18 protein-coding genes are annotated in these 23,869 nt (G+C 70.0%); 9 read left to right on the top strand and 9 right to left on the bottom strand.

All coding sequences use genetic code 11. The features are described from left to right. Positions 1 to 136 precede the first annotated feature (136 nt). The 7 genes from tkt to FE633_RS18820 are packed head-to-tail and all read left to right on the top strand — an operon-like array spanning position 137 to position 9,112. Positions 137 to 2,212: a transketolase gene (gene tkt / locus FE633_RS18850; RefSeq protein ID WP_138046337.1), complete on the top strand. Its 2,076-nt coding sequence runs from the start codon at positions 137 to 139 to the stop codon at positions 2,210 to 2,212. A 19-nt stretch (positions 2,213 to 2,231) separates the two neighbouring features. Next, a complete protein-coding gene (gene tal, locus FE633_RS18845) occupies positions 2,232 to 3,401 on the top strand; it encodes a transaldolase (protein WP_138046336.1) in 1,170 nt (389 codons plus the stop codon). Beyond that, the gene (gene zwf / locus FE633_RS18840; protein WP_246113700.1) at positions 3,398 to 5,041 is read left to right on the top strand and encodes a glucose-6-phosphate dehydrogenase; all 1,644 of its coding nucleotides are present in this window, start codon (positions 3,398 to 3,400) and stop codon (positions 5,039 to 5,041) included. The genes tal and zwf overlap by 4 nt, the downstream gene beginning before the upstream one ends. Beyond that, positions 5,038 to 5,970, top strand: coding sequence for a glucose-6-phosphate dehydrogenase assembly protein OpcA (gene opcA / locus FE633_RS18835; protein WP_138046335.1), 933 nt, complete (start codon positions 5,038 to 5,040; stop codon positions 5,968 to 5,970). The genes zwf and opcA overlap by 4 nt, the downstream gene beginning before the upstream one ends. Next, on the top strand, positions 5,963 to 7,612 hold the full coding sequence (gene pgi / locus FE633_RS18830; protein WP_138046334.1) for a glucose-6-phosphate isomerase: 1,650 nt from the start codon (positions 5,963 to 5,965) through the stop codon (positions 7,610 to 7,612). The genes opcA and pgi overlap by 8 nt, the downstream gene beginning before the upstream one ends. Before the next feature lie 16 nt (positions 7,613 to 7,628). Further along, positions 7,629 to 8,507 carry a phosphogluconate dehydrogenase (NAD(+)-dependent, decarboxylating) gene (gene gnd, locus FE633_RS18825; protein WP_246113707.1) on the top strand — a complete coding sequence of 293 codons (879 nt, stop codon included), beginning with the start codon at positions 7,629 to 7,631 and terminating at the stop codon, positions 8,505 to 8,507. Positions 8,508 to 8,518: 11 nt separating this feature from the next. Beyond that, positions 8,519 to 9,112 (top strand): histidine phosphatase family protein, encoded by a 594-nt coding sequence (locus tag FE633_RS18820; RefSeq protein WP_138046332.1) that lies wholly within the window; start codon positions 8,519 to 8,521, stop codon positions 9,110 to 9,112. A gap of 117 nt (positions 9,113 to 9,229) precedes the next feature. On the opposite strand, the gene FE633_RS18815 is transcribed toward FE633_RS18820, so the two are convergent. The 4 genes from FE633_RS18815 to FE633_RS18800 all read right to left on the bottom strand — a co-directional run bounded on the left by FE633_RS18815 (position 9,230) and on the right by FE633_RS18800 (position 13,987). Next, positions 9,230 to 9,886 (bottom strand): response regulator, encoded by a 657-nt coding sequence (locus FE633_RS18815; RefSeq protein WP_138046331.1) that lies wholly within the window; start codon positions 9,884 to 9,886, stop codon positions 9,230 to 9,232. Further along, the gene (locus tag FE633_RS18810) at positions 9,883 to 11,097 is read right to left on the bottom strand and encodes a sensor histidine kinase (RefSeq protein ID WP_138046330.1); all 1,215 of its coding nucleotides are present in this window, start codon (positions 11,095 to 11,097) and stop codon (positions 9,883 to 9,885) included. Before FE633_RS18810 ends, FE633_RS18815 begins: the two co-directional genes overlap by 4 nt. 87 nt (positions 11,098 to 11,184) lie before the next feature. Then, complete coding sequence (locus FE633_RS18805) at positions 11,185 to 12,981, bottom strand: bifunctional sugar phosphate isomerase/epimerase/4-hydroxyphenylpyruvate dioxygenase family protein (RefSeq protein ID WP_138046329.1); 1,797 nt, start codon at positions 12,979 to 12,981, stop codon at positions 11,185 to 11,187. 130 nt (positions 12,982 to 13,111) lie between these two features. Then, entirely contained in the window at positions 13,112 to 13,987 is an 876-nt protein-coding gene (locus FE633_RS18800; RefSeq protein ID WP_138046328.1) for a shikimate dehydrogenase, read from the bottom strand. A gap of 181 nt (positions 13,988 to 14,168) precedes the next feature. On the opposite strand from FE633_RS18800, the gene FE633_RS18795 reads away from it, so the two are divergent. Continuing rightward, entirely contained in the window at positions 14,169 to 14,834 is a 666-nt protein-coding gene (locus FE633_RS18795) for a TetR family transcriptional regulator (protein ID WP_138046327.1), read from the top strand. 301 nt (positions 14,835 to 15,135) lie between these two features. Beyond that, a complete protein-coding gene (locus FE633_RS18790; protein WP_138046415.1) occupies positions 15,136 to 16,431 on the top strand; it encodes an MFS transporter in 1,296 nt (431 codons plus the stop codon). A 32-nt stretch (positions 16,432 to 16,463) separates the two neighbouring features. On the opposite strand, the gene FE633_RS18785 is transcribed toward FE633_RS18790, so the two are convergent. The 5 genes from FE633_RS18785 to FE633_RS18765 form a co-directional block, all read right to left on the bottom strand. Continuing rightward, the gene (locus FE633_RS18785; protein ID WP_138046326.1) at positions 16,464 to 18,305 is read right to left on the bottom strand and encodes a hypothetical protein; all 1,842 of its coding nucleotides are present in this window, start codon (positions 18,303 to 18,305) and stop codon (positions 16,464 to 16,466) included. Positions 18,306 to 18,308: 3 nt separating this feature from the next. Then, a complete protein-coding gene (locus tag FE633_RS18780; protein ID WP_138046325.1) occupies positions 18,309 to 19,187 on the bottom strand; it encodes a carbohydrate ABC transporter permease in 879 nt (292 codons plus the stop codon). Positions 19,188 to 19,206: 19 nt separating this feature from the next. Continuing rightward, on the bottom strand, positions 19,207 to 20,184 hold the full coding sequence (locus FE633_RS18775) for a carbohydrate ABC transporter permease (RefSeq protein ID WP_138046324.1): 978 nt from the start codon (positions 20,182 to 20,184) through the stop codon (positions 19,207 to 19,209). A 55-nt stretch (positions 20,185 to 20,239) separates the two neighbouring features. Continuing rightward, on the bottom strand, positions 20,240 to 21,571 hold the full coding sequence (locus tag FE633_RS18770; RefSeq protein ID WP_138046323.1) for an ABC transporter substrate-binding protein: 1,332 nt from the start codon (positions 21,569 to 21,571) through the stop codon (positions 20,240 to 20,242). 292 nt (positions 21,572 to 21,863) lie between these two features. Next, a complete protein-coding gene (locus FE633_RS18765; RefSeq protein ID WP_138046322.1) occupies positions 21,864 to 22,985 on the bottom strand; it encodes an ROK family protein in 1,122 nt (373 codons plus the stop codon). Positions 22,986 to 23,869 lie beyond the last annotated feature (884 nt).

The following is a 23,869-nucleotide window of genomic DNA, read 5'->3' as shown; positions in this document are numbered from 1 at the left end:
CGGCGGCTCGGCCCTGCGCTCCGTGTCCCACTTTCACCGAAGCCTGACACAGGCCCACCTTCCGCGTTAAAGGTCTGACTTTTAGTTTTGAAGTCGTTCGGCCTCCCATTTCTCCCTCACTGAGGACCTCTTGAAGATGAGTACGCACTCACACGACGACCTCGAGCGGACCGACCTCGACCGGCGTGCCGTCGACACGGCCCGCCTGCTGGCGGCCGACGCCGTGCAGAAGGTCGGCAACGGCCACCCCGGTACCGCGATGAGCCTCGCCCCGGTCGCGTACACCCTCTTTCAGAAGGTGATGCGGCACGACCCGGCGGACCCCGAATGGACCGGCCGCGACCGCTTCGTCCTCTCCCCCGGCCACACCTCGCTGACCCTCTACACACAGCTCTACCTCTCCGGGTACGAGCTGGAACTGGACGATCTGAAGGCGTTCCGTACGCACGGCTCGAAGACACCCGGCCATCCCGAGTACGGACACACCGCAGGCGTCGAGACCACGACCGGCCCTCTCGGCCAGGGCGTCGCCAACGCCGTGGGCATGGCGATGGCCGCCCGCTACGAGCGCGGCCTGTTCGACCCCGACGCCCCGGAGGGCGAGTCCCCCTTCGACCACACCGTCTGGGCGATCGTCTCCGACGGCGACCTGCAGGAGGGCATCTCCGCCGAGGCCTCGTCCCTCGCGGGCCACCAGAAGCTCGGCAACCTCGTCTTCGTCTACGACGACAACCACATCTCCATCGAGGGCGACACGCAGACCGCGTTCTCCGAGGACGTCCTGAAGCGTTACGAGGCGTACGGCTGGCACGTCCAGCGGGTCGAGCCGGTGCTGGGCGGTGATGTCGACGTCCACGCGCTGTACGCGGCGCTCGAGGCGGCGCGGGCCGAGACCGAGCGCCCCTCGATCATCGCGATGCGCACGATCATCGCCTGGCCCGCGCCGAACGCGCAGAACACCGAGGCCGCGCACGGCTCGGCGCTCGGCGCGGACGAGGTCGCGGCCACCAAGCGGCTGCTGGGATTCGACCCGGAGAAGACCTTCGAGGTCGCGGGCGAGGTCCTGAACCACACCCGTGAGGCCCTCGACCGCGGCGCCGAAGCGCACGCCGCCTGGGACAAGCGGCTCGACAAGTGGCGCGGCGCCCACCCGGAGCGCGCCCAGCTCTTCGACCGCGTCGTGGCCGGTCAGCTGCCCGAGGGCTGGGAGCGGGCCCTGCCGGTGTTCGAGGCGGGGACGTCCGTCGCCACGCGTGCCGCGTCCGGGAAGGTCCTCCAGGCGCTGGGCGGGGTGATCCCCGAGCTGTGGGGCGGCTCCGCCGACCTCGCGGGTTCCAACAACACGACCATCGACAAGGCGAGTTCGTTCCTGCCGAAGGACAACCCCCTGCCGGAGGCCGACCCTTACGGCCGAACCATCCACTTCGGCATCCGAGAGCACGCCATGGCCGCGGAGATGAACGGCATCGCGCTGCACGGCAACACCCGTATCTACGGCGGCACCTTCCTGGTGTTCTCGGACTACATGCGCAACGCGGTACGCCTGTCCGCGCTGATGCAGCTCCCGGTGACGTACGTCTGGACCCATGACTCCATCGGCCTGGGCGAGGACGGCCCCACCCACCAGCCCGTCGAGCACCTCGCCTCGCTGCGTGCCATCCCGGGTCTGAACATCGTCCGTCCCGCCGACGCCAACGAGACGGCGATCGCCTGGGCCGAGATCCTGCGGCGGCACGCCACCGCACCGGCCCCGCACGGCCTTGCGCTCACGCGTCAGGGCGTGCCGACGTACGAGGCCAACCCCGAGGCGGCGAGGGGTGGTTACGTCCTGCGGGACTCCTCCACCGAGACCCCGGACGTCATCCTCATCGCCACCGGTTCCGAGGTAGGGCTCGCCGTCGCGGCACGCGAGCGGCTGGAGGAAGAGGGAGTGGGCACCCGAGTGGTGTCGATGCCGTCCGTGGAGTGGTTCGAGGAGCAGTCCACGGAGTACCGGGCGAGCGTGCTGCCGCCGGCCGTGAAGGCCCGTGTGGCCGTCGAGGCCGGAATCGGTCTGACCTGGTACCGGTACGTCGGTGACGCCGGACGCATCGTCTCGCTGGAGCACTTCGGCGCCTCCGCCGACGCAAGGACCCTGTTCACCGAATACGGCTTCACCGCCGAGAACGTCGCCTCCGCCGCCCGGGAATCACTCGCCGCCGCGCGTGGTTGACCCGATCGCCAGAAAGAAGATGATCACTGTGACTGAGATGTCCGAACCCGTAGAGCCCCTCAAGTCCCTTTCCGACGAAGGCGTTTCCATCTGGCTGGACGATCTGTCGCGCACGCGGATCACGTCCGGCAACCTCGCCGAACTGATCGAGAAGCGGCACGTGGTGGGTGTCACCACCAACCCGTCGATCTTCCAGTCCGCGATCGGCTCCGGCGAGGGCTACGAGGAGCAGCTCGCCGAACTCGCCGTACGCGGCGTGACGGTCGACGAGGCCGTCCGGATGATGACGACCGCCGATGTCCGCGCCGCCGCCGACATCCTGCGGCCCGTGTACGACGCGACCGGCGGCCGCGACGGCCGCGTCTCCATCGAGGTCGACCCCCGCCTCGCGCACCGGACCGCGGCCACGGTCGCCGAGGCCAAGCAGCTCGCCTGGCTGGTGGACCGGCCCAATGTGATGATCAAGATCCCGGCGACCGAGGCGGGTCTCCCCGCGATCACCGAGGTCATCGGTCTCGGCATCAGCGTCAACGTCACGCTGATCTTCTCGCTGGAGCGCTACCGCGAGGTCATGGACGCCTACCTGGCCGGTCTGGAGAAGGCGCGGGCCGCGGGCCTCGATCTCTCCGCCATCCACTCCGTCGCCTCCTTCTTCGTGTCCCGCGTCGACAGCGAGGTCGACAAGCGGCTCGCGAAGCTCGGATCGGACGAGGCTCTCGCGCTGAGGGGCAGGGCGGCGCTCGCCAACGCCCGCCTGGCCTATGAGGCGTACGAGGACGTGTTCGGCTATGCCGACAATTCGACACAGTCCTCCGACCGCTGGACCACCCTCGCCCCGTCCGGCGCCCACCGCCAGCGTCCCCTCTGGGCCTCGACGGGCGTCAAGGACCCGGCGTACAAGGACACGCTGTACGTCGACGAGCTGGTCGCTCCCGGCACGGTCAACACCATGCCGGAAGCCACGCTGACCGCCACCGCCGACCACGGCGAGATCCGCGGCGACACGGTGACCGGCGGCTACGCCCAGGCGCGTGCCGACCTGAACGCCGTCGAACGGCTCGGCATCGCCTACGACGAGGTCGTGCGGCAGCTGGAGGACGAGGGCGTCGCCAAGTTCGAGGCCGCGTGGGGCGATCTGCTGGACGCCGTCGCGGCGTCGCTGAGCGGCAAGGGAGTCGTGGCGGAATGAGCAAGAGCGACACGTCTGTCGAGGCACTGGTCGAAGCGCTCACGGCGGAGAGGGCGCCCGCCGCGGGTGTCGCCGCCGAAGCGCCGGTCGCGCCGACGGCGGCGGATACCCCGGCCGGCGACTGGACCAACCCCCTGCGCGATCCCCGCGACCGCCGTCTCCCCCGGATCGCCGGCCCCTCCGGGCTCGTGATCTTCGGCGTCACCGGCGACCTGGCCCGCAAGAAGCTGATGCCGGCCGTCTACGACCTCGCCAACCGCGGCCTGCTCCCGCCGGGCTTCTCGCTCCTCGGGTTCGCACGCCGCGAGTGGGAGGACCAGGATTTCGCGCAGGTGGTGCACGACGCGGTGCGCGAGCACGCCCGTACGGATTTCCGCGAGGAGGTCTGGCAGCAGCTCGCCGAGGGCATGCGGTTCATCCCGGGTGACTTCGACGACGACGCCGCGTTCGAGCAACTGCGCGCGTCCGTCAAGGAGTTGGACGCCTCCCGGGGCACCAGCGGCAACTACGCCTTCTACCTCTCCGTACCGCCGAAGTTCTTCCCGAAGGTCGTCCAGCAGTTGAAGAGGCACGGGCTCGCGGACGCTCCGGAGGGCTCGTGGCGGCGCGCCGTCATCGAGAAGCCGTTCGGCCACGACCTGGCGAGCGCGCGCGAGCTCAACGCGATCGTGCACGAGGTGTTCGACCCGGACCAGGTGTTCCGCATCGACCACTACCTCGGCAAGGAGACCGTTCAGAACATCCTGGCGCTGCGCTTCGCCAACCAGATGTACGAACCCATCTGGAACCGGTCGTACGTCGACCATGTGCAGATCACCATGGCCGAGGACATCGGCATCGGCGGCCGGGCCGGGTACTACGACGGAATCGGCTCGGCCCGGGACGTCATCCAGAACCACCTGCTCCAGCTGATGGCCCTGACCGCGATGGAGGAGCCCGCCGCCTTCGACGCCGAGTCCCTGCTGGCCGAGAAGCTGAAGGTCCTCAAGGCCGTCAGGGTCCCGGACGACCTGGGCCGGCACACCGTCCGCGGGCAGTACGCCGAGGGCTGGCAGGGCGGGAAGCAGGTGCGCGGCTACCTCCAGGAGGACGGCATCGACCCCGCCTCCACGACCGACACCTACGCGGCGGTCAAGCTGGAGGTCGACAACCGCCGCTGGGCCGGTGTCCCCTTCTACCTCAGGACCGGAAAGCGCCTCGGCCGCCGCGTCACCGAGATCGCCGTCGTCTTCCAGCGCGCCCCGCACTCCCCCTTCGACTCGACCGCCACCGAGGAGCTGGGCGCGAACGCGATCGTCATCCGCGTCCAGCCCGACGAGGGCATGACGGTGCGCTTCGGATCGAAGGTGCCGGGTACGTCGATGGAGATCCGGGACGTCACGATGGACTTCGCTTACGGCGAGTCCTTCACCGAGTCCAGCCCCGAGGCGTACGAACGCCTCATCCTGGATGTGCTGCTCGGTGACGCCAACCTCTTCCCGCGCCACAGGGAAGTGGAGGAGTCCTGGAGGATCCTCGACCCGGTCGAGGACCACTGGGACTCCCACGGCAGGCCCGCGCAGTACGCCTCGGGCAGCTGGGGACCCGGGGAAGCCGACGAGATGCTCGCACGAGACGGACGGAGCTGGCGCAGGCCATGAAGATCGACCTGACCGACACCACGGCAAGCAAGATCAACAAGTCCCTGGTGGAGGGCCGCCGCGCCATCGGCACACCCGCCGTGGGCATGGTTCTGACGATGGTCATCGTGACGGACGAGGAGAACGCGTACGACTCGATCAAGGCGGCCGAGGAGGCCTCGCACGAGCACCCCTCGCGCACGCTCGTCGTCATCAGGCGCGTCTCCCGTTCGCCCCGTGACCGGACGAACTCGCGCCTCGACGCCGAGGTCCGGGTCGGCGCGGACGCGGGCACCGGCGAGACGGTGGTGCTCCGGCTGTACGGGGAGGTCGGGGACCACGCCGACTCGGTGGTCCTCCCTCTGCTGCTGCCGGACGCGCCCGTCGTCGTCTGGTGGCCGGTGGACGCGCCCGAGTTCCCCGCCAAGGACCCGCTGGGGGCGTTGGCCCAGCGCAGGATCACCGATATGTACGCCGTGGAGCAGCCCCTCCGCGCGCTGGAGGTCCGCGTCGCCTCGTACACGCCCGGCGACACCGACCTCGCCTGGACCCGGCTGACACCGTGGCGCTCGATACTGGCCGCGGCTCTCGACCAGGCGCGTGCGCAGGTGATCTCGGCCGCCGTCGAGAGTGAGGCCGAGAACCCGAGCGCCGAGCTGCTGGCCCGCTGGCTGGGCACCCGGCTCGGGGTGCCGGTCGAGCGTGTCGTCACCGCCGGACCGGTCGTGACGGCCGTACGGCTCGGCACGGAGAACGGCGAGATCCTGATCGACCGCCCCGAGGGCCCGCTGGCCACCCTCTCCCTGCCAGGCCAGCCCCCGCGCACCCTCGCGTTGAAGGTCCGCAGCACCTCCGAGCTGATCGCCGAGGAGCTGCGCCGCCTCGACGCGGACGAGATGTACGCCGTCGCCCTGCGCCCCGACGGCAAGGAAGGAACCAGCCGTGCCTGACACGCCCAGGCTCATCCGCCGCCCCGAGTGGACAGCGCTGGAGGACCACCGCGCGGACAGCATGCTCCACCCTCAGCTGCGCGACCTGTTCGCCACGGACCCCGGGCGCGCGGAGCGCTACACCGTGCGCGCCGGCGATCTGCGCATCGACTACTCCAAGCACCTGATCACCGACGAGACGCTCGCCCTGCTCCAGGAACTCGCCACCGCCACCGATGTGTTCGGGTTGCGCGACGCCATGTTCCGCGGCGAGAAGATCAACACGACCGAGGACCGCGCCGTGCTGCACACCGCGCTGCGCGCAGCGCGGGACGCGGTCGTCGAGGTCGACGGCGAGAACGTCGTACCGGCGGTGCACACCGTGCTCGACAAGATGAGCGCCTTCGCCGAGAAGGTCCGCTCCGGCGAGTGGAGGGGCCACACCGGCAGGCGGATCCGCACCGTGGTCAACATCGGCATCGGCGGCTCGGACCTGGGCCCCGCGATGGCGTACGAGGCGCTGCGCTCGTTCACCGACCGTGAGCTGGCGGTCCGCTTCGTCTCCAATGTGGACGGCGCGGATCTGCACGAGGCGGTACGGGACCTGGACGCGGCCGAGACGCTGTTCATCATCGCTTCGAAGACCTTCACCACCATCGAGACGATCACGAACGCGACGTCGGCGCGGGACTGGCTGCTGACCGAGCTGAAGGCCGGCCCGGACGCCGTCGCGGCGCACTTCGTGGCGTTGTCCACGAACGCGGAGAAGGTCGCGGACTTCGGTATCGACACGGCCAACATGTTCGCGTTCTGGGACTGGGTCGGCGGGCGGTACTCGTTCGACTCTGCGATCGGTCTGTCGCTGATGATCGCGATCGGCCCGGACCGGTTCCGCGAGATGCTGGAGGGTTTCCGGATCGTCGACGAGCACTTCCGCACCGCGCCCGCCGAGTCCAACGCGCCTTTGCTGATGGGGCTGTTGGGTATCTGGTACGGCAACTTCTTCGAAGCGCAGTCGCACGCGGTGCTGCCGTACTCGCACTACCTGTCGAGGTTCACGGCGTATCTGCAGCAGCTGGACATGGAGTCCAACGGCAAGTCCACAGGCCGCGACGGCCATCCGGTGGACTGGCAGACCGGACCGGTCGTATGGGGCACACCCGGCACCAACGGGCAGCACGCCTACTACCAACTCATCCATCAGGGCACGAAGTTGATCCCCGCCGACTTCATCGGCCTCATCAACCCGGTGGACGAGCTGAGCCCCGCGCTCAGGGCCCAGCACGACCTGCTGATGGCCAACTTCTTCGCGCAGACGCAGGCGCTGGCTTTCGGGAAGACGCCGGACGAGGTACGGGCGGAGGGCGTGCCCGAGGAACTAGTGCCGCACAAGACGTTCCGCGGCAACCGCCCCACGACCACGATCCTGGCCCCCGAGCTGACGCCGTCCGTCCTCGGCCAGTTGGTCGCGCTCTACGAGCACAAGGTGTTCGTCCAGGGCGCGATCTGGAACATCGATTCCTTCGACCAGTGGGGCGTAGAGCTCGGCAAGATCCTCGCCAAGCGCGTCGAACCCGCGCTGACGGAAGGCGCCGAGGTCCCCGGCCTCGACCCGTCGACCGCCGCCCTGGTCGCCACCTACCGCACCCTCAGGAAGCAGTGAAACTGATATGACAGCGATGCAACTGGGCCTCATCGGCCTCGGCAAGATGGGTGGCAACATGCGCGAGCGGATCCGCCGCGCGGGCCACACCGTCATCGGCTACGACCGCGACCCCGATCGCGCCGATGTCAGCAGCCTGGCCGAACTGGTGGACAAGCTCGAGGGCCCGCGCGTGGTGTGGGTGATGGTCCCGGCCGGCGGCCCGACCCAGTCCGTCATCGACGAACTCGCGGGTCTCCTGGCGCCCGGCGACACCGTGGTCGACGGCGGCAACTCCCGCTGGACGGACGACGAGAAGCACGCGGAGGAGCTCGCGGCCCAGGGCATCGGCTTCGTCGACGCGGGCGTCTCGGGCGGCGTCTGGGGACTGGAGAACGGTTACGCGCTGATGGTGGGCGGCGACGCCGAGCACATCGCGAAGGTCCAGCCGATCTTCGACGCGCTGAAGCCCGAGGGCGACGCCGGCTTCGTCCACGCCGGCAAGGTCGGTGCCGGCCACTTCTCCAAGATGGTCCACAACGGCATCGAGTACGCGATGATGCAGGCCTACGCCGAGGGCTGGGAGCTGCTGGAGACCGTGGGCTCCGTCACGGACGTGCGCGAGGTCTTCCGCTCCTGGCAGGCCGGCACGGTCATCCGCTCCTGGCTGCTCGACCTCGCCGTCAACGCCCTGGACGAGGACGAGCACCTGGAGAGGCTGCGCGGCTACGCCGACGACTCCGGTGAGGGTCGCTGGACGGTGGAGGCGGCCATCGACAACGCGGTGCCGCTGCCGGCGATCACGGCCTCCCTCTTCGCGCGGTTCGCCTCCCGGCAGGACGACTCGCCGCAGATGAAGATGGTCGCGGCGCTGCGCAACCAGTTCGGCGGCCACGCCGTCGAGTCGGCGGAATAGCGGTCGGGGTCATGGGAGACCTGTTGCTGATCCGCCACGGCGAGACCGAGTGGAGCGCGTCCGGACAGCACACCAGCTGGACGGACCTGCCCCTCACCCAGCGCGGCGAGGAACAGGCCAAGTCGCTCGTCCCGCTGCTCGCCGGGCGGACCATCGCCCGCGCGCTCACCAGCCCGCTCGACCGGGCCGTCAGGACCGCGGAACTCGCGGGGCTGACGGCGGCCGTGCGGGAACCCGATCTCCACGAGTGGGACTACGGCGCGTACGAAGGCGTCACCACCGCCGACATCCACCGCACGCGCCCCGACTGGTACCTCTGGACCGACGGCGTGCCGCCCGGCCCGGACGGCCACCCGGGCGAGTCGGCGGCCGACGTCGGCCTGCGCGCCGACCGCGTGCTGGCCCGCGTGTCGAGCGCGCTGGGGCCTGGCGGTGGCGACGTGGCCCTCGTGGCTCACGCCCACTTCCTCCGGGTCCTGACCGCCCGCCGCCTCGGCCTCCCGCCCGAGGACGGGCGCCTGTTCCGACTCGAGACGGGAACGGTCAGCCGTCTCTCCACCGAGCACGGCCGCCCGGTGCTCGCGGAGTGGAACGCCACCGCGTAGAGGTATCACTGCTGGAGGGAGGAGTGGCCGCTGCGACGACCGGCAAGGCCAGTGCCTCGGCCACGAAACGGGCACGTACGCCTACGCCACCAAGAACTGCAACGACATCGACCGCCGCTATCCGCCCGGGGTCACGAGCCCCGATTCGTACGCCACCACCACGGCCTGTGCCCTGCTGTCCAGGTCCAGCTTGGTCATCGTGCGGTTGAGGTGGGTCTTCACGGTCGCCTCGCTGATGTAGAGGCGGTCGGCGATCTCCAGGTTGGACAGGCCGCGTGCGATCAGTTTCAGGACCTCCAGTTCGCGGGAGGTCAGCACATCGAGATCGGTGGGCTGTTCGCCGGCGGTCTGGCGCGCGTACGCCTCGACCAGGCGGCGGGTGACGCTGGGCGCGAAGAGCGCGTCGCCCCCGTCGACCGCGGCCACCGCGGCGAGCAGCCGTTCCGGGCCGGAGTCCTTGAGCAGAAATCCGGAGGCTCCGGCGCGCAGCGCCCCGTACACGTACTCGTCCAGGTCGAAGGTGGTCAGCACGAGGATCCGGGGCGTGGGGTCGGCAGCCTGGGCGAGGATGCGTTCGGTGGCGTCGATGCCGTTCATGCCGGGCATCCGGATGTCCATCAGGATCACCTCGGGGGCGGTCTCGGCGGCGAGCGCCACGGCCTCCGCGCCGTCGCTCGCCTCGCCGACCACCTCGATGCCGGGTGCGGCGCGCAGCAACCCCACCAGTCCGGCCCGGATGAGGAACTGGTCGTCGACGACGAGCACGGTGGTCATGTGGTGGCGTCGTCCCCCTGCGCTGCGGCCCGCGCGGAGGTCGGCAGCAGCAGCCGCACGGCGAAGCCACCTTGCTCCTGCGGGCCGATGCTGATCTGCCCGCCGTAGAGCTTGGCCCGTTCGCGCATGCCGATCAAGCCGTGTCCCCCGTCCGCTCGTACTCTGTCCGGAATCACCCCCTCTCCGTCGTCCGTGACCGAAACGGACACCTGATGTGGTTCGTACCTCAGCCGTACCTCCGCACTCGCGCCGGGCGCGTGCTTGAGGACGTTGGTGAGCGCCTCCTGCACCACCCGGTAGGCGCACAGTTCGACACCGGGGGCGAGCGGGCGCGGGGTGCCCTCGACGGTCAGGGCGACCGGGACGCCACCGGTGCGTACGCGTTCGGTCATCTCCTCGAGGCGGGCGAGGCCGGGCATCGGACCGGCCGGGGCACCGGAGGTGCCGTCGTCGGCGGTGCGCAGCACCGTGAGCATGCGGCGCAGCTCTTCGAGTGCCTCCTTGCCGGTGGCGTCTATGGTGTCGAGCGCGGTACGCACGGTCAGGCGGTCGGTGTCGAAGACGAACCGGGCGAGACCGGTCTGCACGGAGATCACGGACATGTGGTGGGCGACCACGTCGTGCAGCTCTCGGGCGATCCGGCCCCGTTCCTCGGCCACCTCGCGACGGGCCCGCTCGGCCTGTTCCCGGCGCAGCTGCAGGGTCAGTTCGGCCGAGCGGCGGGCGACGACGCCGAACCGCCACAGCACCGCCGGATAGACCACGGCCTGCCCGACGACGGACGGCCAGGAGACATGGTGGCTCACCGCGCCCGCGTAGATCCAGACCCCGCCCATCAGGGCCGCGCACGGCACGGAGATACGCAAGGGGCGCAGGGAGGCGACCGTGTAGACGGCGAGCATGGGGCCAAAGCTGCACACGACGGGCCAGTAGCCGGCGGTGATGTACACCAGCCAGCTCGCGTGCACGAGGCAGCAGACCACGACGGGGGCCCGGCCGCGGAGCACCAGCGGCAGATGGACCAGGACCACCAGTGTGTAGGCGGTCGCGTCGAGCGGGTTCTGCCCCTGGCGCGCGGCCTCCGGTCCCAGGAGCAGGGCCACACTGGTCAGCGCCGCCGCGATCAGCGTGTCGACGGCGATACCCCTTCTGGTGGAGCTCCGCGACGCCGCGGAGATGGACCAGAAGGGGCCTCGGGGGCGGATCCGCATCGCGGCAGCGTAACGCCGGTCGCGGCGGGCGGGGGTCAAACTCGTGCGGTACCACGCGAGTTGAGCCCTGCCTTGGTCAGCCGTGGCTCAGCCGACCGGTCGGCGCGCGTGTTGTGCCGCGAGCCGCACCGGGGCGTTCTGCGCGCCGTAGCCGCGGTAGTCCCCGTCACGCTGGACCAGTTCGAAGAAGACCCGGTCGACGGTCTCCGTATAGCAGTGGCGGAACTCGCCGCCCGCATCCCGGTCGTAGAGGATGCCGAGTTCGCGGTATGTCGCCAGCTCGTCGTCGGTGAACTCGTACCTGGCGGCGAGGTCGTCGTAGTAGTTCGGGGGCATCGGCAGCAACCGTCCGCCCGCGGCCCGGAATCGGCGCGCGGCCGTGACCACGTCGTCGGTGGCGAGTGCGATGTGCTGGGCGCGGCCGCCCTCGTCGGCGGTGGGGGCGGGGCCGACGCCGAGGGCGATGCGTACGCTGCCGTCGGCGTTGGTGACGGCGCGGCTGCGCAGCAGTCCGTACGGGTCCGCCACGTCCACGCTCTCCTGCGCGCCGAGCCCGAGGACGCTGCGGTGGAAGAGCGCCGCCTCGTCGAACTGGTGCCAGGGCTGGGTGAGGGCGAGGTGGTCGATGTGGTGGACGCCTTCACCTGGCGGCGATTGACGCTCGGCGGGCTCGAAGTCGCTTGTCCAGCTGGGATGTTCGTCGCCTTCAGTGACACAGAAGAACAGTTCCGTGCCGTCGGGGGCGGCGACGGCGTCGAGCGGGGCGTCCTCGGGGGCGCGGCGGCGCGGCAGTACGGGGGCGAGGAGTGCCTCGGCGCGCCGGGCCGCGCCGGCCGGGTCCGGGGACTCCAGGCCGATGGCCGCGAGCGAGGTGCCGTCGCGGCGGGCTGCCGGGCCCGTGTTGAGCAGGACGCGGGCCTCGCCCTGCTGCCACAGGTCCACGGGTTTGCCGCGGTGCCGGGCCGTGCGGGTGAAGCCGAGCGCCTCGAGGACCGCGGAGACGGGTTCGGCGTCGGGCGTGACGAGTTCGGCGAAGGCGATGCCGCTGGGTACGACGGGCGCGGGCGGCTCGGCGAGGCCCACCGCCTCCTGGAGGACCAGCAGCGAACGCCGGGCGTCGACGGCGGTCGGCCCGGCCTCGGCCTGCCGGAACACGTCGTTGAACACCTCGAGCGAGAGCGGTCCCTGGTATCCGGCACGGATCACGTGCCCGACGAGCCCGGCGATGTCGAAGCCGCCCTGCCCGGGGAAGCAGCGGTAGTGGCGGCTCCATTGGAGGACGTCCATCGCCATCAGCGGGGCGTCGGCGAGCTGGAGGAAGAAGATCTTCTCGCCGGGGATGTCCTCGATGCCCTTGGGATCGGAACCGCGGGCAAGGATGTGGAAGCTGTCCAGGCAGGTGCCGAGCGCCGGGTGACCGGCCTGCTCGACGATGCTCCAGGCGTGGTCGTACGTACTGACATGACGGCCCCACGCGAGCGCTTCGTAGGCGACGCGGATGCCGAAGTCCTGGGCCAGTTCGGCGAGTCGGCGCAGCTGGCGGGCGGCCAGCGCGTCGTCGTCCACGGCGAGCGGCGAGACGCTGGAGCACACCAGGACGGTGTCGGCGCCGAGCCGCCGCATCAGCCGGAACTTGTGCTCGGCCCGGCGAAGGTTGCGGTCGAACTCGTCCGACGGCACGGCCTCGATGTCGCGCATCGGCTGGTAGAGGTCGATGGTGAGGCCGAGGTCGGCGCAGCGCGCGCGGATCTCCTCGGGGGTGAGGGGGCTGGCGAGCAGGTCGTTCTCGAAGATCTCGACCCCGTCGAAGCCGGCCCTGGACGCGGCCGTGAGCTTCTCGGTGAGGGAACCGCTGAGGGAGACGGTGGCGATGGAGGTACGCATGGTGGTGCTCCTTCGAAACTTCACAGCGCCCCATCAGGGGCGCGGGGCTGTGACATATGCGGCTCCGCCGCGTGGATGCGACAAGCCACAGACGGCCCGCAGGTGTCATACCGCTCCAGCCGCACGGCGCTCAGTCACGCACACTCACGACACCGCCCAGCTGGGCGATGTCCGCCAGCATCCGACCGGCGTCCGGCTCACGGCCGGTGAACAGGCGAAACGCATCGGCCGCCTGCAAGGCGGCCATCCCGCCCCCGTCAAGCGTGGCGCAGCCAACCGCGCGGGCGGCACGCAACAGCTCCGTCTCCAGGGGCCGGTAGACGACCTCGGCCACCCACAGTCCGGGATGCAGCAGCCCGGCAGGGAGCGGCAGCCCAGGGTGGGCTGCCATACCCGTGGGCGTGGCGTGCACGATGCCGTCGGCTCCGGCCAGCAGCGCGGCCAGCCGGTCCGGGGTCGCGGCGGCCGCGCGGCCCGCGCCGAAGTGCCGGTTGAGGGACGCGGCGAGCTCGGCGGCACGGTCCGGCAGGGCATCGGTCACGGTGATGTGCCCGGCGCCGAGCGTGAGCGTGGCGTGCGCGACCGCCGCGCCCGCGCCGCCTGCGCCGAGCTGGACGACCCTTTCCAGCGGGGCGTCGGGCAGGCCACGAGCGAAGGAGGCCGCGAACCCGGTGACGTCCGTGTTGTGGCCGATCGCGCGGCCGTCCGCGAAGACGACGGTGTTGACCGCGCCGAGCGCCTCGGCCTGGGGAGCGAGCGCGTCCAGGTGCTCGCCCACGAGCTGCTTGCAGGGGTGCGTGATGTTCAGCCCGTCGAAACCCAGGTCGCGGGCGGCGCGCAGCAGGTCGCCCACGGCCTCCGGGGAGACACCGAGGGTGTCCAGGTCGATCAGCCGGTAGGTGTAGCGCAGCCCCTGCCGGTCGGCCTCGCGCTCGTGCAGGGCCGGGCTGAGTGAGGGGCCGATGCCGGATCCGATCAGACCGATCAGATACGAGTCCTGGGGCAAGGCGACCTCCTGGCCAATGTACGAACTGGTTCGTTAGTCATACCAAGACCGGGACCGGATGGGAAGAGTCCCCTTCCGTCTGGACTCCCCGCGCCTCCGTCCATCGGGCGCCTGCTTCTACAATCGCGGACATCGGGCCCCACCCGACGTCACGGGCCCGGACGTCTCCCGAAGGAATCCGATGACCACTGTCGAAGAGCCGGCGCGACCCGGGGGCCGCATCCGCGACGCCGCCCGCACCAGGGCCGAGATCCTCGACGTGGCGACCCATGAGTTCGCCCGGGCCGGTTTCACCGGGGCCCGGGTGGACGAGATCGCCGCCCGGACCCGCACCACGAAGCGGATGATCTACTACTACTTCGGCGGCAAGGAGCAGCTGTTCACAGCGGTGCTGGAGCGGGCCTACACCGTGATCCGGCAGGCCGAGCAGCAGCTGGACGTCGAGCACCTGGACCCGGTCGCGGCCATCCGGCGACTCGCCGAGCTCACCTTCGACCACCACGAGGCGCATCCCGACTTCATCCGCCTGGTCAGCATCGAGAACATCCACGAGGCGGAGCACATCGCCGCCTCCGAGGCACTGGGCGCCATCGGCTCGCCGGCGCTCGACGTGATCGGCCGCATCCTGGCGACGGGGCGCGAGTCGGGCTTGTTCACGGCCGATGTCGACGCGGTGGACCTGCACGCGATGATCAGCTCGTTCTGCTTCTTCCGGGTCTCCAACCGGCACACCTTCGGCGCGCTCTTCGGCCGGGACCTGGTCGCCGCCGACCAGCGGGATCACTACCGGACCATGCTCGGCGACATGGTCATCGCCTATCTGACGGCGGACCGCTCGGCGGACTGAGCCCTCGACCGGACCAGGCCTTGTCGGACCGGGTCCTCGGCCGGGCACGAGAAGATCCCTCGGCACCACCTCTTGACACCCGGGAAACGCGGGCGCAACATCCCTAGCCAACCACTACTAACTATCCAGTGGGTTAATTAACCGGGTAGCGCGCCCGGTGCGGCCGACCCATCACCCCAGGGCTCCGGCACCTCTCCCCTCCGCTCACTCCACGTATGTTGGAGCTCCCTCGAAGGAGCACGTCGTGCCAGTCCCCGCCGCAACACCCGACGCACCCCCAGGCCAGCCGAAGAAAGCCGCCATGGCCGCCTGGATCGGCAGTGCCCTGGAGTACTACGACTTCTTCATCTACGGCAGCGCGGCCGCGCTGATCTTCCCGGAGGTCTTCTTCGACGAGTCGGACCCGGCCACCGCGACCCTGCTGTCGCTGGCCACGTTCGGTGTCGCGTACGCCGCCCGTCCGATCGGCGCGCTGTTCCTCGGTCACTTCGGCGACCGGCTCGGCCGTAAGAAGATCATGGTCTTCACGCTGATCCTGATGGGCCTGTCGACCTTCCTCATCGGCTGTCTGCCCACACGCGATCAGGTCGGCACGCTGGCCCCGGTCCTGCTCGTCCTCTGCCGTGTCCTGCAGGGCATCTCGGCCGCCGGCGAGCAGGCCAGCGCCAACTCCATGACGCTGGAACACGCGCCACCGAACCGTCGCGGCTTCTTCACCAGCTTCACGCTCAGTGGCACCCAGGGCGGACAGCTTCTCGCCACCCTCGTGTTCATCCCGGTCGCCGCGCTCCCCGAGGACCAGTTGCTCGCCTGGGGCTGGCGCATCCCCTTCTGGCTGAGCATCGCGGTCGCCGTGGCCGGCTACGTCATCCGCCGCACGCTCCAAGAGACCCCGAGCTTCACCCAGCAGGCCTCCACCGAAGGCGTCCCGAAGATGCCGCTGGCCGTGCTCCTGCGTGAGCACTGGGCGGATGTGCTCCGGGTGGTCGCGGCCGCTCTCGTCGCCTCGGTCAGCACGATCTTCACCGTGTGGGCGCTGGCGTACGCGACCAGCGACTCGGTGGGCATGGACCGCTCCTCCATGCTGTGGGTGGGCGCGCTCGCCAACCTGGTCGCTCTGGGCGCGATCCCGCTGTGGGCCACCTTGTCCGACCGCGTCGGCCGCCGTCCGGTCTTCCTCCTGGGGGCCGCCGGCAGTGCCGTGACGATGTTCGCCTACCTGTGGGCCGTCTCCACGGGCTCGTACGCGCTCGTCCTGATCCTCGGCATCGTCGCCTTCGGTGTCGTCTACAGCGCCGCGAACGGCGTCTGGCCCTCCTTCTACGGCGAGATGTTCTCCACCCGGGTCCGCCTCTCGGGCATGGCGATCGGCACCCAGATCGGCTTCGCGATCGCCGGGTTCGCCGTGACCTTCGCCGCACAGATCGCGGGCCCGGACGGCGACAACTGGTCGGCCGTGGCCCTCTTCACCGCCGCGCTGTGCGTCCCGCCCGTGATCGCCGCGCTCACGGCGCGCGAGACGCACAAGGTCCCGACGGAGGAGCTCGGTGAGCGGACCGGGCAGGGGACGCCCGCCGCGGAGAAAGTCACCGCCTGAGTCTCAGCCGGCGGGCAGCGCCTCACCCGAGGTCAACGACGCGCACCGCGAACCAGCGTCAGTTCCGGTTCGCCGTGCGCGTCGGGCCCGCCGAGCACCGCCGTGAACGCCTCCGTGCGCACGGTCAGCCCTTCCGCTGAGTGCTCGCAGAGCACGCTCAAGGGCTCCGTCCCCGCCCCGTAGCGAACCGCGAAGACGTCGAGTCCCTCCGGTGCGTCCGGTGCGGGGCCCGCTTCGAGGGCGGTGGTCGTGCGGACGTGGCTCCAGCCCTCGTCGGGGTTTCCGTAGCCGCGCGGATCGAGGGCGAGCGCGAAGGCCGCCTGTTGCTGGGTGACGTCGTGCCGGGCGTCGAAGCAGTCCGGAACGTCCGCCCGAGGGTGCGTCAGCCGCACGTCACCGGCCGAGGCGACGGGCGGGAGGTCACCGGTCCTGCGGAACCGGCCTGCCTCCGCGACGACATACGGCATTCCGGCGAGCAAGTACCGTTCCCCGTCGAGCCGTTCGACGACAACCGTCATCCACAGCCGCGTACCGTCGGAGACGTAGAGCGACTGGACATGGCGCAGCACGTGATCGCGCCCGACCACGGGCTTGCTCACGAGTTTCGCGGCGAGGTCCCCCGAGCGGTGGTCCCGTACGCGCACCGCGCCCATCGGACGGCAGAGCAGAAAGCCGTCCGTCACCGGCCCGAACCCGTGCCGGCGCTCCACGGCGGCCGCCACCAGCACCGTGCCGCCCGCCTCGATGACGGACGGAGTCATCCGGTCGTCGAACGACACCGTGACCGTGCCCGCCCGCAGCTGATGGCGGACGGGTTCCGTTCGCGGCGTGCGGTGCCAGCCGGCCGTGTCCTGGATCTGCCACACGAGCATGAAGGCGAAGTGCCCGTCGACGCCGCCGTCCTGGCCCACCGCGTGCCGGCCCCAGCGGGTGTCCCCGCTGTAGCGGCCGAGATCGGCGCCGATCCGGCGGCCGAAGTACCGCAGCCCCAGGACCGCTTCGAACGCGGAGTGCTGCTCGCTGTAGCGCGGGCCACCGATGTCGAACCCGCTGCCGCAGAGCCGTGCGTCGATGTAGCGGGCCAGCGCGTCGCCGTCCTCGGCGAAGACCTCCTCACCGCTGACCCGGTGGGCCTGCGCGAGGAAGGAGAGGGAGATCGGCCCGTAGTTGTTGTCGTACGCGCCGCCGTGCTCGGGAGGCAGCGCGGCACCCCGGTCCCGTATGCGGCGGGCCCGGATCTCGTTCAGGTACAGATCCATGGCCCGCTTGCGCACCGACTCGCCCTCACCCGAGGGGAGATGGCGAGCGAGCATCAGTCCGCCGACCACGCAGCCGATGGCCTGGTTGGCGGCGTCCTGCGGATTGAAGACCGTGACCTCGGTCAGCCAGCGCCAGTAGCCGTGCGCCAACTCGACCAGTTCGTACCGCAGTTCATCGTGGATGAGCCCGTCCGCGGTCTCGACGACGTTGACTGCCTGCAGCAGCGCCCACACCGTGCTCGGCCAGTCTCCGATGGGGTGCGCGCCGGGAGCGAGTACGTAACGGGCGTACGGCAGACCGGAGTTGCGTACCGTCAGGTTCGGGTAGCCGGGGTTGTCCTCCGTGAACACCCGCTCGCGCAGATGGAAGCGGAGGCTGCGCAGCAGGGCCTCCGGCAGGCGCGGGTCCTTCGTGCGCTGCCAGGCGAGTCCCAGCAGCGAGGTGATGCCGAGCGAGGTGTCGCCGATGTCCTCGATGGCGGCCGGGTTCTCGAGGCTGCCCTCGGAGGTGAGGCGGGCGAGCGCCTGGCCGACGACATCGGCCAGCACGGCGTCGTAGGCGGCCGGATCGTCGGCCAGGTCGTGCAACGGGCCGCGCTGGTGAGGGAGATGCACTGCTCAGCCCTTCATACCGGAGGTAGCCAGTCCCTCGACCAGCCTCTTCTGGAAGATGAGGAAGCAGATGAGCGTGGGCAGAAGCGCGAGCGTCGCCATCGCGAACATCGGGCCGTAGGAGGATCCGCTGGTCTGGTCCATGAACAGGGTCAGGCCGAGGGGGACGGTGAAGCGGTTGTTCTGCTGGAGATAGACGAGCTGGTGGAGGAAGTCGTCGTACGTCCAGATGAAGGTGAAGATCGTGGTGGTGATCAGGGCCGGCTTCATCAGCGGCAGGATGATCTTCCAGTAGATCTGCAGGGGATTGGCGCCGTCCACCATGGCCGCCTGGTCCAGCTCGCGCGGGATGGAGCGGATGAACTGGACCATCAGGAAGATGAAGAAGGCGTCCACCGCGAGGAACTTCGGCACGATGAGCGGCAGGAACGTGTTGATCCACGTCAGGTTGTAGAAGATCGTGTACTGCGGGATCAGGACGGCCTGCGTGGGCAGCATCAGCGTGCCGAGCATCAGGCCGAACCAGATCTTCTTGCCGCGGAACTCGAAGCGCGCGAAGGCGTAGGCGGCCAGCGAGCAGGAGATCACGTTGCCGATCACCGCGCCGATCGTGACGATCAGCGAGTTGGTGATGTAGAGGGAAAAGGAGTTGCCGGAGCTGCTCCAGCCCTCGGAGTAGTTCTCAGGGCGCAGCGTGTTCGGGATGAGCCCTGGCTGGGTGAAGATCTCCGTGTCGGGCTTGAGTGAGCTGCTCAGCATCCAGAACAGCGGGTACAGCATGACGACCGTCACGCCGACGAGAAGGGTGTGGACGAAGATGCGGCGGGAGCCGGTGAGCGAGCGGAGCTTCTGCAGCGGCGACGCGTTCGAGGTGATGGCGGACATGGGGTGAAGGGCTCCTCGCTCAGTCGTCGTAGTGGACCCAGTAGCGGCTGGCGATGAAGTTGACCGCCGTGAAGCCGGCGATGACCAGGAACAGCACCCAGGCCAGCGCCGAGGCGTACCCCATCTGAAGGTCGGTGAAGCCCTTCTTGTACAGGTAGAGGGAGTACAGCATCGTCGAGTTGAGCGGTCCGCCGGTGCCGTTGCTGACCACGAAGGCAGGCGTGAACGTCTTGAACGCGTCGATGATCTGCAGGACGACGTTGAAGAAGACGATCGGGGTCAGCAGCGGCAGGGTGATCTTGAAGAAGCGGGTGACGTTGCTCGCGCCGTCGATGGCGGCCGCCTCGTACACGTCCTTCGGCAGCTGCTTCAGACCGGCGAGGAAGATGACCATCGGGGTGCCGAACTGCCAGACGGCCAGCAGGACGAGCGTGTAGATCGCGGAGTCGGGGCTGGAGATCCAGTCCTGGCCCTTGATGCCGAACCAGCCGAGGAACTCGTTGAACAGGCCCTCACCGCCGAAGACCTGCCGCCACACGATGGCGATCGCCACCGCCCCGCCCAGCAGCGACGGCAGGTAGAACGCGGCACGGTACAGACCGACGCCCTTCAGGTCGCGGTTGAGCAGCATCGCCACACCGAGGGCGAGCGCCAGCTTCAGCGGCACGGAGACGACGACGTACAGGAGAGTGGCGTGCACCGAGTCCCAGAAGACGGGGTCGTCGGTGAACATGCGCTCGTAGTTGTCCATGCCGACCCACTGCGCGGGCGTCAGCAGATCGAAGTCGGTGAAGGACAAGTACAGCGAGTCGAGCATCGGGTAGATCGTCAGGCCGAACAGGCCGGCGAACCAGGGGGCCAGGAAGAGGTACGGCCACCAGCCGCCACCCCGCCTCCTGGCGAGGCGGCGGCGCATGCGGTCGCGCTCCCGCTGATCGGACGGGGTCGCTGGAGCGGACTGCTCCTTCACGACCTCGTCGGCCTTCGCGGTGGTCATACTCATCTCCCTGGCCCTAACTCCCGTGATTCAGACGTACGGCGCGGTCCGGGCCCTAGCCGCCCAGGATGCCCTCGGCCTGGTCGAAGAACTCCCCGATCTGCGCCTTGATCGACTTCTTGCCGAAGGCGACGGCGAGGTTGGACTGGAAGAGCAGGTCCCAGATCTGGTCAGCGCCCTTCGGCGGGGGCACGGGCGCGGGCAGGGCGTTCGACGCCTTGGCGACCCGCTTGGAGATGTAGTCGGCCGCCTCCATGTTCCGCTTGTCGATGTCGGACAGGTCCGGGGCGACGATGGAACGGGCCTTCTCCGTCGGCGGGATGCCGCGCTGCAGCTGCATGGTCTCGATCGCCATCTTGTCCTGGGCGAAGAAGTTCATGATCTTCACGGAGTCTTCGATGCGCTTGCTGGCCTTGGTGGCGCTCAGCAGCACACCGCCGTTGACGAAGTTGCCCTCACGGGCCCCCGACCAGTCGCCCTGCGGGCTGGGCAGGAAGTCCAGCTTCGCTTCGGTGATGGAACCGCCCGCGCCGTAGACACCGATGTCGAAGGTGATCAGCGTCTTGCCGATGACCAGGCCGTTCTTGGTGAGGTTGTTGTGGGCGGCCGAGGTGATCTCCGGCCCGGGGCACGCCTTGTCCTTGCGCATCCCGACCCAGTACTCCCACCACTCCTGGAGGGTGTCAGCGGTGAAGCCGAGCTTCTTGCCGTCCGAGGAGAAGAAGGGCTGGCCCTTCTCGCGGGCGAAGACCTCGAACGCCTGGAGAGTGCCGCCGCCACCGTCGTCGACGCCGAACATCTTGCCGCCGCTCTTCTTGTTGACCTCGACGGCGATCTTCTTGAGGTCGGCCCAGGTCCATTCCCGGTCCGGCAGCTCCAGGCCCAGCTTCTCCAGTCCGCTGACGTTGATGGTCAGCTGGTTGACGCCGATGCCGGACGGCACGCCGTACAGCTTGCCGTCGACGGTGCCGGCCGCGAGCAGCGTCTTGGAGAAGCCGGTCAGGTCCAGCGACTTGCCGACGTACTCGTCGATCGGGGCGATGACGCCCTTGCGCGCGTACTGGGCCACCAACGCGGTGTCCATCTGCGTCAGGTCGGGGGCACTGCCGCCGGCCACGTTGGTGTTGAACCGGTCGAAGAAGCCGTCGTAGCCCGAGTAGCGCTCCTCGATCTTGATCTTCGGGTTCTTCTCCTGGAAGTACTTGAGCGCCTTCTTGTAGGCCTTGTGCCGGTCGTCGCTGCCCCACCAGGTCATGGTCAGCTTGTCACTTGAGGTGCCGGCTCCGGTTCCTCCGCCACAGGCACTGAGTGTGCCGCCGAGCGCGGTCGCCGCGGCGACGCCGCTCGCGGTGCGGAACAGGGTTCTGCGCGATATCTGGTGACCCACCGGGTCCTCCTGGATGTGCGTGACGGATCCCCTGGCCGTCGAGCGGCTCGGGTCTATTCCCTGGGGTACGCCTCCCGGCGCGCGGCCTCGCCCGGCCGCGCCGCACTGTCGGGTGAGGGTCTCCGGCCACTGGGGGCCTCAGTCGCACGAGCGCGCCCTCGTACGGCTGCCGTACGTCACGTACGGCGAGACGCCTCATCCTGGGCCGGGTCCCGCCGGCCATGGAAAGCGCTTGTCCGGACATTGGCAGACCAACGGGTAACCCGTCAATGCTTCTCTCGCGTACCACCGGTCACGGTTTGAATTCCATCGGCGAGATCACGGTTTGGATTCCCTGGGCGACCGCGAGCCTGCTCGCGCCCGCCACGGTGCCGCTGTCGCCGACTGTGCTGCTGACCACTTCGGTGGGCCAGCTCAGCCGGGCCAGTTCGGCCCGTACACCGGGCAGGAGCTGCGGGTCCGCGCCCGTGGCGCCGCCCAGAACGATCAGTCCCGGGTCCAGCACGGCGGCCACGGCGGCGGCCAGTCGGCCCACCTCGGCGGCGTGGCGGCCGACCACGGCAGCGGCCGTGGCGTGACCCTCCTCGGCGAGGGCGAAGAGCCGTTCGGTGGTGCGCGGGCACGGGCCGTCGACGTCCTGCCAGGCCTCCACGGTCCGGCGCAGGAGGGAGCGTGCGCCGATGTGCTCTTCAAGCGCCTCATAGCCCGGTTCGCGTCTTTCGTCCCACGGGTAGGGCAGCCGGGCCACCTCTCCGGCGGCCCCGTTCGCGCCGCGCAGCACCCGGCCGCCGACGACGATGCCGAGGCCTATGCCCACCCCGATCCGCAGGTAGCCGAAGGTGTGACGGTCGCGGGCAGCACCCTCGTGCAACTCGGCCAGCGCGGCACAGTTGACGTTGTTCTCGAGATGCACGGGGACACCCGGCGGCAGCGCGACGGCCACGGCGTCGAAGACGGGGCCCGCCTTGGCGGTCGCGGGACGCATACCCGTGCCCGCCCGGTCCTGTGCGGTGACATCACCGACGGCGACGACGATGGCGCGCAACGGGGCGTCGGCGGGCAGCGCGTCGAGGGCCTCGCGTACCGTGCCGGCGGCCTCCTCCCGGGAGCCGGTGCTCTGGGCGAGCAGGGTGCCGTCCAGTGCGCAGCCGCGCACCTGGGTCTGTGCGGGGCCGAGATCGACGGCGAGCACGGCGCCGGCGGCCGGCCCGAGACCGTAGACGGCGGCGGAACGGCCGGTGCCCCCGGAGACGGTGCCGGAGCAGGCGGCGAGCTCGGCGGCCTCGAGCTCGGCCACGGCGGAGGAGACGGTCGGCTTGGAAAGGCCCGCACCGGCGGCCAGTTGGGGCCGGGTCGCGGTGCCCGCGGCGGCCAGCACGGCGAACACCGCGCGGGCACTCTCGCTCAGGTGCATGCTCTCCCCCAGTTCACGCCACAGCGGTTGGGCCGCAGGGTTCGTGCGGCAGGGGCATTCCCCCGCCTCTTGACGCACCCTACTTCGTTAGTAAACTTCCTAACGAATTTGAGCGGTACTCGCCTGCCGCATCCGCCAGAAGCCCGTCCCGGGGCTTCCCGACCGCTTCGCCTTCGACCGCTTCGCGCGTCGACGCTGCCGCTCCGCGGCGCCTGTCGCGAGGTCGACTCCCGCCTGTCCGGACACGGTTCGCCCGCCGTCGCTACGCATCGCCATACCGCGCGACGACGAAAGGGGATCCGTGCGGGACTCCGCGTTCGTCGCCGTCGGCATCGGCGTCGGCGGCACCACGACCCGCCTCCGCGCGGGCGCCGGACCCCGCGCCGGTTCCGGCGCCGGGCCGGGTGTGGTGGGTTGTGGCCTTGTGGTCGCCGGGCGCGTGCGCCTCGTGCGCGCAGGTGGTTTGCGCAGGGGCGTCCGAAGTGCCCTCGCTGCCCCCGAGGTTCCTCGCCCCCGCCGCCCCCACCCTCCCCCAAGCTCTCGGCTTCGCTCGAGCAGGGGGGACCCCCACCATCCCTGGGGGCTGCGCCCCCAGACCCCCGTGCCCGCGGTCGCCCTCGGGCAGGTGGGGGTGGGTGGGCTTCGTGCTTCGAGTGCGGGTCGATTGTGGCTGGTCGCGCAGTTCCCCGCGCCCCTGAAGGGGCGCGTCCCACTCACCCTCAGGCACCCAGCGAACCCTGGAGGGGCGCCCCCGCTCACCCGCAGTCGTCCAGCGCCCCCTCAGGGGTCGCCCCCCCGGCTCCCGCAGTCGCCAGCGCACGGGAGGGGGCGTGTGCCGGTGCGTCATCGGCCGTCGCGTACAGCCTTTCTCAGGAAACCCGCAC

Source organism: Streptomyces montanus, from assembly GCF_005786655.1.
Taxonomy (GTDB): domain Bacteria; phylum Actinomycetota; class Actinomycetes; order Streptomycetales; family Streptomycetaceae; genus Streptomyces; species Streptomyces sporangiiformans.
The sequence above is the reverse complement of the archived record's forward strand: the minus strand, read 5'-3'. Positions and strand labels throughout refer to the sequence as shown.